The organism is Anaerotruncus massiliensis (ex Togo et al. 2026) (assembly GCF_030825285.1).
In the GTDB taxonomy this organism is placed as follows: Bacteria; Bacillota; Clostridia; order Oscillospirales; family Ruminococcaceae; genus Anaerotruncus; species Anaerotruncus massiliensis.
Genome location: NZ_JAPJQF010000026.1, coordinates 1 through 11,861, shown reverse-complemented (window position 1 = coordinate 11,861; position 11,861 = coordinate 1). Strand labels below are relative to the sequence as shown.

9 protein-coding genes and 1 pseudogene are annotated in these 11,861 nt (G+C 63.4%); 7 read left to right on the top strand and 3 right to left on the bottom strand.

The window, feature by feature from the left end:
• Positions 1–106: 106 nt before the first annotated feature.
• Genes RCI06_RS09030 through RCI06_RS09020 form a run of 3 tightly spaced genes read right to left on the bottom strand, consistent with a single transcriptional unit; the run spans position 107 to position 3,206 of the window.
• The gene (locus tag RCI06_RS09030; RefSeq protein WP_101549298.1) at positions 107–946 is read right to left on the bottom strand and encodes a YjjW family glycine radical enzyme activase; all 840 of its coding nucleotides are present in this window, start codon (positions 944–946) and stop codon (positions 107–109) included.
• Positions 943–2,445 carry a YjjI family glycine radical enzyme gene (locus RCI06_RS09025; protein ID WP_101549299.1) on the bottom strand — a complete coding sequence of 501 codons (1,503 nt, stop codon included), beginning with the start codon at positions 2,443–2,445 and terminating at the stop codon, positions 943–945. Before RCI06_RS09025 ends, RCI06_RS09030 begins: the two co-directional genes overlap by 4 nt.
• 53 nt (positions 2,446–2,498) lie before the next feature.
• Positions 2,499–3,206 carry a Crp/Fnr family transcriptional regulator gene (locus tag RCI06_RS09020; protein WP_306575674.1) on the bottom strand — a complete coding sequence of 236 codons (708 nt, stop codon included), beginning with the start codon at positions 3,204–3,206 and terminating at the stop codon, positions 2,499–2,501.
• A 470-nt stretch (positions 3,207–3,676) separates the two neighbouring features.
• On the opposite strand from RCI06_RS09020, the pseudogene RCI06_RS09015 reads away from it, so the two are divergent.
• From RCI06_RS09015 to RCI06_RS08985, 7 genes and pseudogenes are all read left to right on the top strand, one after another.
• Positions 3,677–4,102 (top strand): annotated as a pseudogene (locus RCI06_RS09015) (cytidine deaminase); the annotation flags it as partial.
• A gap of 64 nt (positions 4,103–4,166) precedes the next feature.
• On the top strand, positions 4,167–5,282 hold the full coding sequence (locus RCI06_RS09010; RefSeq protein ID WP_101549304.1) for a BMP family protein: 1,116 nt from the start codon (positions 4,167–4,169) through the stop codon (positions 5,280–5,282).
• Positions 5,283–5,473: 191 nt separating this feature from the next.
• On the top strand, positions 5,474–7,009 hold the full coding sequence (locus RCI06_RS09005; protein WP_101549308.1) for an ABC transporter ATP-binding protein: 1,536 nt from the start codon (positions 5,474–5,476) through the stop codon (positions 7,007–7,009).
• Positions 7,006–8,133 (top strand): ABC transporter permease, encoded by a 1,128-nt coding sequence (locus RCI06_RS09000; protein WP_306575671.1) that lies wholly within the window; start codon positions 7,006–7,008, stop codon positions 8,131–8,133. Before RCI06_RS09005 ends, RCI06_RS09000 begins: the two co-directional genes overlap by 4 nt.
• Positions 8,123–9,049 (top strand): ABC transporter permease, encoded by a 927-nt coding sequence (locus RCI06_RS08995; protein ID WP_276872664.1) that lies wholly within the window; start codon positions 8,123–8,125, stop codon positions 9,047–9,049. Before RCI06_RS09000 ends, RCI06_RS08995 begins: the two co-directional genes overlap by 11 nt.
• Positions 9,050–9,184: 135 nt before the next feature.
• Complete coding sequence (locus RCI06_RS08990) at positions 9,185–10,288, top strand: PfkB family carbohydrate kinase (RefSeq protein ID WP_302823269.1); 1,104 nt, start codon at positions 9,185–9,187, stop codon at positions 10,286–10,288.
• Positions 10,289–10,318: 30 nt separating this feature from the next.
• Positions 10,319–11,242, top strand: a complete 924-nt coding sequence (locus tag RCI06_RS08985; protein WP_101549314.1) for a pseudouridine-5'-phosphate glycosidase — start codon at positions 10,319–10,321, stop codon at positions 11,240–11,242.
• The last annotated feature ends 619 nt before the right edge of the window (positions 11,243–11,861 follow it).

The window sequence follows — 11,861 nt, the reverse complement described above, 5'->3', positions numbered from 1 at the left end:
AAACCCCCGGGCCCGCCGGGCGGGGGGGCCGTTTTTTGTCCTTGGGCGTCAATGGGAAACGCCCCCGCCCCGCCACACCGCCGGCGCGGGGCCTCTTTGATCTGATTCAGATGAGCCGGATCTCCCGGAAGCCGGCCCCGCGGGCAAGTTCGCCCAGCCGCTCGATCGTCTCCCGGCTGGGGGAGGGGTGGTTTTCCAGCCGCCCGCGCACCCCCTGGGGGCGGAAGGTGATGAGCTTGAGACGGGTTTCGGCGGCACGCGGCCCGAGCGTCTCCGCGGCGCCCGCGATGACCGCCTCTGCGTCCACAAGGCCGTCGACGACCACGAGGCGCAGTTCTTCCAGCTTGCCTGTCTCGGAGAGGAAGGCGAGGTTCTTTTTGACGGCGGCGTTGTCCGCGCCGGTAAGCGCCCGGTGGACGGCGGGGTCCCAGCTTTTCACGTCCAGCATGACGCCGTCGCAGACCTCCATGAGCGCGGGGTGCCGCGCGAGGTCCGCCGTGCCGTTGCTGTCCATGAGGCAGGTGAGCCCCCGCTCCTTCGCAAGGGTGAAGAGCCCGGTCAAAAAGCCGGGGTAGAGGGAGCATTCCCCGCCCGAGACGGTGATGCCCCGGATGAAGGGGATGTTCCGGGAGACGCGCTCCATCGCGGCCTCCGGCGTCATCCAGAGGACGCGCGGGGAGGCATGGTGGGAGCAGGTGCGGATGCAGTCGTCGCACCAGGCGCAGAGCGCCTCGTCCCAGACGACATGCCCGTCGACCATCGAGAGCGCGCCCGCCGGGCAGCCCGGCACGCAGTCTCCGCAGTGGACGCACATCCGCTGCGTCTCGGGATTGTGGCAGTAGGCGCAGGCGATGTTGCAGCCCTGCACGAAGATGGAGGTCCGGCTGCCCGGGCCGTCCACCGTGCTGAAGGGGATGATTCGGTTGACCGGAGCGGCGTTTTTCATGCCATCCGCACCTTGCGTTCCGCCAGCCGGTTCACGTCGTAGTTGGGCGCGCCCAGCTGGGTCGTGTTCTTGAGGACGACCTCGTGGTTGCGGTATTTCTCCATCTCGCTGCGCTTGACCAGGTAGCCGGTGATGCGCACGAGGTCGGTGTCGGCCGAATAGAAGCTCATGTACTGCACGCCGGTCTGGAAGGCGCCCTTGACCACGTCGAGCAGCGCGGCCGGGTTCTGGGTCACGTTGGAGGCGATGGGGAAGATGTCGCCCACGCCGGTGGGGAAGTACTTGTGGAAGCGGGCGCAGTGGCGCAGATGGTCGGAGAAGGAATCCGGTTCGCCGCCCACGGGGATGCGCACGCCCGACGTGATGCCGAGGTCGGAATCGAGGCCCACCTGCGCATGCAGCATGAATTTGTTGCCGGAGATGGGGGAGTAGGCCGCCGTGAAGGTGGGGACGATGCGCGCGATGGCGTCCATGATCCGCTGCCCGAGATCATCCGCCTCGGGATCGCGGCCGTAGACCTTCCCCTGGTCGGCCATCAGCGCGTTGACGCACTCGGCCAGACCGGTCACGCCAAACATGGGCAGGAAGCGGTCGGGGGAAAGCAGGCCCTCCTTCACGAGGAAGTTGGACTCGAAGAAGCCGGACTGCTCGACGATGAAGCGGATGCGCTCGTTCATGTAATCGGCGATGAGGCCAAGGCATTCGGGCAGAAGCTCCCCGATAAACTGCTCCTCGTTCACCGCCTCCTTGACCAGCTCGGTCAGGGTGACGCGGGTGAGGGTGTAGGCCCCGCCGCAGATCGGCAGGATGTTGTAGCAGCTGGCCACGCCGTAACGGTCGAAGGGGGCGCGGTTGGCCACGTCGTTGCAGATGGCCGGGTTGGAGCAGGCGAGCGAGCACTCAATGGCCTCCTCCATGAAGCCGTCGGGCGTGACGGCCGGATCGTATTTGATGGTCATGTTCGGCACCGTGTTGGCGAGCTCCTTCTCCACCTTGAGGATCAGCCGTCCGGCCCTCGTGTCCCTGGGGCCGAGGTTGGCGTGGCAGAAGGAGTCGGTGATGGTGCGGTCGAGGTAGTTGAGGAAGAGGCGCAGCTTCTTGCAGATCTCCTCGTCGGAGAGCCCGTCTAGGAAGGGGTCGATGAGCGTGTCGAGGCTGCCCAGATAGACCGGGAAGTTGGTGATCGACGGCACGTGGCGGTAGAGGATCATCAGGGCGTTGAGCAGCTCGTCGAGGTCCTTGGGCGGATCCACGCGCAAAAACGCGCTGCCGTTTTTGACGAATTTTTCATAGTCGGGCAGGATGTAGCGCGGACGGTAGGGCGCGCCGCCCTCAAAGAGGTCGTTGATGGCGCCCGTCTCGAAGAAATGCCTGGTGCGCGGCGGGATATTCAGCACGTCCAGCGAGTTTTCCGCCGCCTTCGCAAGCTGCATGAGCTTCTGCTCATGGGTGAGCTCGCGGGATGTTACAATTTTGCGGATATTTTCCAGATCAACCATAATCAAATCCTCCATTCATCCACTGTCGATATGTGAATTGTTTTGTTACAGCATTATCGCCCGATCCGTAGGGCCAGCTCCCTGCGCATCCGCTGCTCCTGCTGCGGCGAGACGGTGATCTTGCCGCGCCGCACGGTCAGGAACCCGTCCTGCTCGAGGCGGCGGATGCTGCGGTTGATGGTGCGCACGCAGAAGCCGGTTTCCTCACAGATGGCGGAACGGGTCATCTCCACGACGACCGGCTCCCCGTCCTCCGCGGGATTTCGCGTGCAAAAGCCGGTCAAAAACTGCAGCAGCCGGCTTTCGCTGTCCAGGAAGAGGAAGCTGCGCTCCCGGGCCGCCTGAAGCAGCAGGCTCTGCATGACCGCCCGCACCCGGGAAAGCATGATGCCGCTGTCCGACAGGATCCACTGCATATAGCTGGAGGCGGGCAGCCGCAGCAGGCGGCAGCGGGTCTTCGCCTGCACCTGCGCGAAGAAGCGGTCGGCGCCGGAAAGCGCCTCGTATTCCCCGAAAAACTCGATCGCGTCGAAATCGGAGAAGGTGTAGGTGGCGTAGCCGGGCTGGATGCCCGAGACGGTGACGCGCCCCTCGAGCAGCACGCAGACGGAGCCGCAGGGGTCGTCCTGGCGGATGATGTGCTCGCCCGCGCGGGCCTCAGCCGTCAGCACGGGGGCGTCGGACGGAAAGCCCGCGAAGAGCTTGCGCAGACGGGCCGCCAGCGGCATGGGTTCTGATTGTAGCCAGTCGGCAAACTGCATCCGTTTTCCGCTCCTCTCAACGCGCGGCCATTCGGGCCGGGGAGGCCGCGTTTTGTGCTTTTCGTTCCTCCATGTTTATTATAGCAACGCTGAAAACGGAAAAAAAGGACACGAGTCCCTTTCTGGATTCTTTGTAGGCATGCACAGCGAACAAGCGGTATGACTGTACGTTTTGCCCAAGCGGAATGGAAAGTTCCGGATTGAAAAAGTGCAATTTGTCCTAAGCAGAAGTTTTGTAGCCTGTGCCAAAAAAGAAAGCCAATATCTGCAATTTCTGAAAAATTTAGAAAGATAGCCTTTACATTTCGAGCGGCTGTGTTATACTGAAACCGTAATCGGTGGGACAAACTGCCCACTTGGAACCGGTGTTTTCCATCTTCGGCGCGTAGGCGCGGCGAGCGGAAAAGCCGGATTTTTTGTAAGCGGAGCGGAGGCGGAAAGCCGCCTCCCATGCGGGAAAGGACGCTGCTGAAATGGATAAGAAAGAATTGGTGCGCCTGGCGATCGAAGCGCGGGAGAGCAGTTATTCCCCCTATTCGAATTTCCGCGTCGGCGCGGCGCTGCTCACTTCGGGCGGCAAGGTCTACCAGGGCTGCAATGTGGAAAACGCCTCCTACGGCGCGGGCATCTGCGCCGAGCGCAACGCCGCCCTGCGGGCGGTCTTCGAGGGGGAGAAGCGTTTTTCGGAGATCGCGGTCGTCGGCTGGCACCGCGACGCGAAGCCGGAGGAGCGGGGCTACGCCTTCCCCTGCGGCATCTGCCGCCAGTTCCTGCGGGAATTCGCCGTGCCGGGCATGAAGGTCTATGTGGCCGTGAGCGAAAAGGAAGCGGATATCCGGGAGTATACGCTGGAGCAGCTGCTGCCCGAATCCTTCGGTCCCGAGGACCTGCTTTGATATCGGTTTGATCCTGCCGGTTTCCGCCGGCAGATTCATTCAAAATGCAATAAAGGAGAAAATTATGAAAAAGACGAAATTACTGAGCACGATTCTGGCAATGGTTCTCGTCGCCGGCATGCTCGCCGCGTGCGGCGGAACCCCCGAGACCCCGTCCTCCACGGCGCCCGCCGAGACGGCTCCCTCCGCCGAGCCCGCTGAGGAGCCCGCGGACGACGCCGCTCCGGCCGACGGAGCATTTTCCGCCGCGCTCGTCACCGACGTCGGCGGAATTAACGACCAGTCCTTTAACCAGTCCGCCTGGGAGGGCATGCAGCGCCTCGAGAGCGACAAGGGCGTCAAGGTCAGCTTCCTCGAGTCCAAGAAGGACGCCGACTACGCGCCCAACCTGGCCAAGGTCACCGACGACGCGCCGGACATCGTCTGGGGCATCGGCTTCCTGATGAAGGACGCCCTGGCCGCGGCCGCCGAGAGCAACCCCGACCAGCGCTACGCGCTCGTCGACGACGTCTTTGAGGACGGCCAGTACCCGAACGCCATCGGCGTGCAGTTCCAGGCGGAGCAGTCCTCCTTCCTGGTCGGCTACATCGCCGCCCACAAGACCGAGACGAACCATGTCGGCTTCCTGCTCGGCATGGAGAGCCCCGTCATGGACCGCTTCAAATACGGCTATGAGGCCGGCGTGCGCTACGGCGCCAAGGAGCTCGGCAAGGAGATCCAGTATGACTTCGCGCTGGCCGAGAGCTTCAGCGACACCGCCAAGGGCAAGGCCATGGCGCAGAAGATGTACACCGACGGCGCCGACGTGATCTTCCACGCGGCCGGCCAGACGGGCAGCGGCGCCATCGAGGCCGCCAAAGAGATGAACAAGATGGTCATCGGCGTCGACCTTGACCAGAACTTCCTGGCTCCCGACAACGTCATCACCTCCGCGCTGAAGAACGTCGGCAACGCTGTTTACGACATCACCGGGCGCATCATGGACGGCGAAGAGCTGGGCGGCACCAACGTCACCATGGGCCTGGCGGAAGGCGGCGTGGGCATCGCCCCCTCCTCCGACAAGCACCTGTCCGCCGAGCTGCTCGCCCAGGTGGACGAACTGCAGCAGAAGATCATCGACGGCGAGATCGTTGTCCCCTACACCCAGGAGGACTTCGACGCCTTCGTGGCCAACCTGTAAGATTCGCCTGTAGAGCGTTATTTGCCCGCGGGGGCTTTTGTCCCCGCGGGCCCAAAAGGGCTGTTATGGCAGATGGAACCCCTTGCGGGTTTCCTGCGGCAGCCCTTTTTTAGCCAGGGGGCGCGGACGCGCTTCCCGGCCCGCCGCGGCCGGGACCCTGATGCAGATTGTTGTTGGCGAGGAGGCAGGTTATGGAAGCGGGAACCCCCCAATACGCGGTCCAGATGAAGCAGATCTGCAAGTATTTCGGCAGCTTCTGCGCGTTGGATCATGTGGATTTGAATGTCAGAAAAGGTACGATCCACGCGCTGCTCGGTGAGAACGGCGCGGGGAAATCCACGCTCATGAACATCCTGTACGGCTTCTACCGGGCGGACGAGGGGGAGATCCTCCTCAACGGGGAGCCGGTGGAGGTCAAGAACCCGAGCGTGGCGATCAAACACGGCATCGGCATGGTCCACCAGCACTTCATGCTGGTGGAGAATTTCACCGTCACACAGAATATCATGCTCGGCGCGGAGACCACGAAGGGCTTCGACGTGCTGGACCTCGAGTCGGTCAAGGCGCAGATCCGGGAGCTCTCCGAACGGTACGGCCTCTATGTGGACCCCGACGCCAAGATCCAGGACGTTTCGGTCGGCATGCAGCAGAGGGTGGAGATCCTGAAAGCCCTCTACCGCGGCGTGGATATCCTGATCCTCGACGAGCCCACGGCGGTTCTGACCCCGCAGGAGATCGAGGAACTGATCGAAATCATGCACCGCCTGGTCGGAGACGGCAAGACGGTCATCATTATCACCCACAAGCTGCGCGAGATCAAGCAGTCCTCCGACTACTGCACCATCATCCGCCGTGGCCACTATGTGGACACGGTGTCGGTCGCGGAGGAGAGCGAGGAGGACCTGGCCACGAAGATGGTCGGGCGCGAGGTCACGCTGCACATCGAAAAAAAGCCCGCCACACCCGGCGACGTGGTGTTTTCCATCGAGGACCTCACCGTCAGGGACAACCGCGGCATCGAAAAGCTGCGCGGCCTCTCCCTGAACGTGCACAAGGGCGAGATCCTCGGCATTGCCGGCATCGACGGCAACGGCCAGAAGGAGCTCGTCGAGGCGATCACCTGCCTGACCCGCTGCGACGGGGGCAGGATCGTGATCAACGGCGCCGAAATCCAGAACACGACGACGCGCAACGTGCTCGACCATGGCATCTGCACCATCCATGAGGACCGCCACAAGCGCGGGCTGGTGCTGAGCTTTTCGGTGGCGGAGAACATGGTGATCGAAAACTACCGCAAACCCCCGTTTTCCAAGGGCATCGTGCTGAATTTCCCCAAGATTCAGGAGAACGCCCAGAAGCTCATCGGGGAGTTTGACGTGCGGCCCGCCGACTGCGCGCGGACCGAGGCGCGCGCCCTGTCGGGCGGCAACCAGCAGAAGGTGATCATCGCGCGAGAGGTCACCAACGACCCCGACCTGCTGATCGCGGTCCAGCCCACGCGCGGACTGGACGTGGGCGCCATTGAATTTGTACATAAGTCGCTGGTGGAGCAGCGGGACCACGGCAAAGCGGTGCTGCTCATCAGCCTGGAGCTTGACGAGGTCATGGACCTGTCCGACCGCATCAATGTGCTCTATAACGGCAGGATCGTCGGCGAAATGGACGCCGCGGGCGCCGATGAAAAGGAAATCGGCCTGCTGATGGCGGGAGGAGGGAACCAGACATGAGGGATCGACTCATCAAGCTGCTCAAAAAACCGATGACCGGGATCCTCATTTCGGTGCTGATCGGCTTCATTGTCGGCGCGGTGGTGCTGGCGGTGGCCGGCTACAACCCGCTGGAGGCCTACGGCGCGATGTTCGCCGGCATGTTCCGGAAGCCGAAATACGTCTCCCAGATCGTCATCAACGCCGTGCCGATCATCCTGACCGGTCTATCGGTCTCCTTCGCCTACAAGAGCGGGCTCTTCAACATCGGCGCGGAGGGGCAGTACATGATCGGCACCGTGACCGCCGCGCTGGTGGGCCGCTACTTCCTGCTGCCGATGGGCGTCCATCCGGCGGCGGTTCTGCTGCTGGCCTTCCTCTTCGGCGGGCTGTTCGGCGGGCTGGCCGGGTGGCTCAAGGCCCGGTTCGGCGTGCATGAGGTCATCTCCACCATCATGCTCAACTGGATCGCCCTCTACTTCAACAACTTCATCCTCACGCTGCCCGGTGTGAAGAAGCCCGGCTCCCAGGCCTCCTACGAGGTCGCGGACACCGCGAAGCTGCTTTTCCTGGGGGACTGGAAGAAGTCGGAAGCGGGCAAGGAGTTCATCAAGTCGAACGCCTTCTGGGGCGATTTCCTGCGCACCGACCTGCACTGGGGCATTCTGCTCGCGCTTGTGGTCGTGCTGCTCGCCTGGTACTACCTCAACCATACGACCAAGGGCTTTGAGCTGCGCGCGGTCGGCGCCAACAAGGACGCCGCCGAATTTGCCGGCATCGGCGTCAAGAAGAACATGGTCATGGCCATGTTCATTTCAGGCGGTATCGCGGCGCTGGCGGGCGCCATCCAGATCCTCGGCACCAATCCCTTCCGCATCAGCGTGCTGCCGGTCACCGAGGGTTACGGCTGGGACGGCATCTCCGTCTCGCTGATCGCAAACAACAATCCGCTCGGCTGCGTGCTCTCCGGCCTGCTGTTCAGCGGGCTCAAGTACGGGGGCGGCTCCATCCAGTCGGAAATCGGCGCGCCGAGCGAGATCATCAACATTATGATCGGCTCCATCGTCTTCTGCGTGGCGCTGGTCTCCATCTACCCGATGATCGCCGAACGGCTCAAGAGAAGGGGTGGTTCACATGTTGAATAACATCCTGCTTGCCATCAATATCACCCTGATGTATTCGGCGCCCCTCATCTTCGCGGCGCTCGGCGGGGTCATCACCCAGCGTTCCGGTGTGGACAACATCGGCATCGAGGGCATGATGACGATCGGCGCGTTCGTCGCCACCGCGGTGGGGTACTTCACCGGGAGCCCGTGGCTCGGATTTTTGATCGGCGGGCTGGCGGGGGCCGCCATGGCGGTGCTCCATGCGGTGGCTTCCATCCACCTGCAGGGCAACCAGACCATCTCCGGCGTCGCCATCAACTTCATCGGCCTGGGGCTGGCGCTCTTCCTGTCGCGGCTCTTCTTCGACGGCGCGACCCAGACCCAGCCGGTGCCCAAAAAGCTGCCGAAGATCCTGTCGCTGCTCGGGATGGACACCTCCAACCTGACCATCAACGCCATCAACATCGACATCACGGTGCCGCTGGCCATCCTGCTGACCGTCGCCATGTGGTTCTTCCTCTACAAGACCAAATGGGGCCTCCGGGTGCTGGCCTGCGGCGAGCATCCCGCGGCGGCCGATTCGCTTGGCGTCAACATCTATGTGATCCGTTACGTCTGCTGCATCCTCTCGGGCCTTCTCGCCGGCTTCGGCGGCGCGGCCATGACGCTGGCGGTCGTCTCCAACTTCAGCCCGACGGTCATTTCCGGCCACGGCTTCATCGCGCTGGCCGCCGTGATCTTCGGCAAGTGGACCCCGCAGGGGGCGCTGCGCGCCTGCCTGCTCTTCGGCTTCGCCCAGGCGATGGTGGTCATGCTCGGCGGGATGGATTACATCCCCTCCCAGCTGCTTGCCATGCTGCCCTATGTGCTCACAATGGTGGTGCTCGTGCTCTTCGTCGGCCGTTCGGAGGCCCCGAAGGCCAACGGCGTGCCCTACCGCAAGGGCGAACGGTAACCCCCGATTGTTTAAAAACGCCCCTGCGAAAGCGGGGGCGTTTTTTTCTTTTTTTGTCTTGACAAAGCGCGGTTGGCCTGCTAGAATATAAGCATAAGATTAATTAAATAAACATATGTTTAAGGAGCGAGGAGCATGATCACTGAACGCGAGCGGCAGATTCTGCGCTGGATAGAGGATAACCCGCTGATTTCCCAGCAGGAGCTGGCCGCGCGGGCCGGGATCGCCCGTTCGTCGGTCGCGGTGCACATCTCCAACCTGATGAAGAAGGGCTTCATCCAGGGCAAGGGCTACCTGCTGCAGAAAAATCCCTATATCGTGGTGGTGGGCGGCGCCAATATGGACATCAGCGGCCGTCCGGACGCCCCGCTCGTGGCGCAGGATTCCAACCCCGGCAAGGTGCGGCTGTCGCCGGGCGGCGTGGCGCGCAACATCGCCCACAACCTGGCGCTGCTGGGGGAGGATGTCAAGCTCATCACGGCCTTCGGGGACGACCCCCACGCCAACCAGCTTGCAGAGGGCTGCCGCCGTCTGGGGATCGATGTGAACGACACCCTGACCGTGCCGGGCGGGACGACCTCCACCTACCTGTTCATCGCCGACCACACCGGCGAGATGCAGCTCGCGATCAACGAGATGGACATCTACGAGGAGCTCACGCCGCGCTTTTTCGAGAGCAAGATGGACCTGATCAACCGCGCGAGCCTGTGCATCATGGACACCAATCTGCCGGAGGAGAGCCTGCGGTTCCTGGCGGAAAACTGCCGCTGCCCGCTCTTCGCCGACACCGTCTCCACCGTCAAGGCGAAAAAGCTGGCCGGGCTCTTCTACAAGATCCACACGATCAAGCCCAACCTCCTTGAGGCGCAGCTTTTGACCGGTATCGAGATCCGCGACGAGGATTCGCTCCGCCGCGCCGCCCGCCGCTTTCTGGACATGGGGGTCGAGCAGGTGTTCCTTTCCCTCGGCTCCAAGGGCGTTTTCTGCGCCGACCACCATGAGCAGTTCCACCTGCCCGCCTATCCCTCCCACATGGTCAACAGCACCGGCGCCGGCGACAGCTTCATGGCAGCGCTCGCCTGGGGCTGGCGGCAGGGCTTTTCGCTGCGGGACTGCGCCAAGGCCGGGCTGGCCGCGGCCGACATCTGCATCGAAAGCGCCGAGACGATCAGTCCGCGCATCAGCGCGGAATCCATCCTGGCAATCACGGGGGCGCCCACACCGACCCCCGATGAATAAATCAAATTGACGAGAAGGAGTGTCCGTATCATGAACCGTCTTGAAAAATACCTCGAAGTTTCCCCCCGTATCCGGGAGGCCCTCGACAACAACCGTCCGGTGGTCACGCTGGAATCCACCATCATCTCCCACGGCATGCCCTATCCGCGCAACGTCGAAACCGCCCTCAAGGTGGAGGAGGTCGTCCGGAGCTGCGGCGCCGAACCCGCGACGGTGGCCGTCATCGGCGGCAAGCTGAAGGTGGGCATCTCGGAGGAGGAGATCACCCATCTGGGCAAGAAGGGGCTCGGCGTCATCAAGGCCAGCCGCCGCGATCTGCCGGTGCTCTGCGCCCGCGGCGAGGACGGCGCCACCACGGTGGCCGCCACGATGATCCTCTCCGCGCTGGCCGGGGTCCAGGTCTTCGCCACCGGCGGCGTGGGCGGCGTGCACCGCGGCGCCGAGACGACGATGGACATCTCCGCCGACCTGGAGGAGCTGGCCGAAACCCCCGTCATGGTGGTCTGCGCCGGCGCCAAGTCGATCCTTGACCTCGGGCTCACGCTCGAATACCTGGAGACGAAGGGCGTCACCGTGCTGGGCTACCAGACGGAGGAGCTTCCCGCCTTCTATACGCGCAAGAGCGGCTTCAAGGTCGATTACCGCATGGATACCCCCGAGGAGATCGCGGCGGCGTTTTCTGCCAAGGAGGACCTGGGGCTCCGCGGCGGCATGCTGGTCACCAACCCCATCCCCGAGCAGTACGCCATGGACCACGACTACATCTCCCGCACCATCGAGGACGCCTGCGCCGAGGCCGCGCAGAAGGGCGTCAAGGGCAAGGAGCTGACCCCCTTCCTGCTCGACCGGATCCAGCAGATCACCGCCGGCAAGAGCCTCGAAGCCAACATCGAGCTTGTGTATAACAACGCGCGGCTGGCCTCGCGGATCGCTGTTGAGCTCTGCAAAAAATAAAGGCGGCATTTGCCGCCCGTGAGCGTCGGAGGTTGCCGCGCTGCGACGGCCCGCAGGCCTAATGCCGGAGGCGTGTCCCGCCGACGGCCGCCCGGCGGAATCCTCTTGAGTTTACCGCGCTGCGCCCGGCGGGGCGTAGACGGGAATTGCCGCTTTCCAAGCGGCAAGAAATACGAGCGCGTTCCGCCGCGCGGCACGGGTTCCTTTTCGGACGGACGAAAAGGAACGAAAAGTCCGCCTAAGAACCCTCCGCCGGGTTCTTAGGGATCTCCGGGAGTACCTTGCCATAACCCGCGGACTACCGTCACTCCCCACGGGTACACCAGCTGAAGGCTCAATTCAGGTTGCGGGCGCTCCCAACGATGAAAACAACGGCGCGGCGAGCTTGCCAGGCAGGGGTACACGCATCGGCTTGACCGATCGCGGGGTCGGTTGCGGGCAGGGGCCGCAACTGACGTGCGCCCTGCGCTCCCAACGACCGAAACCGGATGGCTCGCCGGGGACACCCGACGGAAAACAACGCTCGTTCCGGGCGTTCGCGCGCTCTGCGCGCGTGCGCGGCGGAGCCGCGCAGTTTTCCGCCTTCCCGTGGGACATGCGAGCGAAATAAAAGCGGCCG

What these genes read in the sequence shown, in the direction of transcription:
- RCI06_RS09030 (WP_101549298.1), bottom strand. Translation starts at nt 946, where the DNA reads ATGAAAAACGCCGCTCCGGTCAACCGAATCATCCCCTTCAGCACGGTG.
- RCI06_RS09025 (WP_101549299.1), bottom strand. Translation starts at nt 2,445, where the DNA reads ATGGTTGATCTGGAAAATATCCGCAAAATTGTAACATCCCGCGAGCTC.
- RCI06_RS09020 (WP_306575674.1), bottom strand. Translation starts at nt 3,206, where the DNA reads ATGCAGTTTGCCGACTGGCTACAATCAGAACCCATGCCGCTGGCGGCC.
- RCI06_RS09010 (WP_101549304.1), top strand. Translation starts at nt 4,167, where the DNA reads ATGAAAAAGACGAAATTACTGAGCACGATTCTGGCAATGGTTCTCGTC.
- RCI06_RS09005 (WP_101549308.1), top strand. Translation starts at nt 5,474, where the DNA reads ATGGAAGCGGGAACCCCCCAATACGCGGTCCAGATGAAGCAGATCTGC.
- RCI06_RS09000 (WP_306575671.1), top strand. Translation starts at nt 7,006, where the DNA reads ATGAGGGATCGACTCATCAAGCTGCTCAAAAAACCGATGACCGGGATC.
- RCI06_RS08995 (WP_276872664.1), top strand. Translation starts at nt 8,123, where the DNA reads ATGTTGAATAACATCCTGCTTGCCATCAATATCACCCTGATGTATTCG.
- RCI06_RS08990 (WP_302823269.1), top strand. Translation starts at nt 9,185, where the DNA reads ATGATCACTGAACGCGAGCGGCAGATTCTGCGCTGGATAGAGGATAAC.
- RCI06_RS08985 (WP_101549314.1), top strand. Translation starts at nt 10,319, where the DNA reads ATGAACCGTCTTGAAAAATACCTCGAAGTTTCCCCCCGTATCCGGGAG.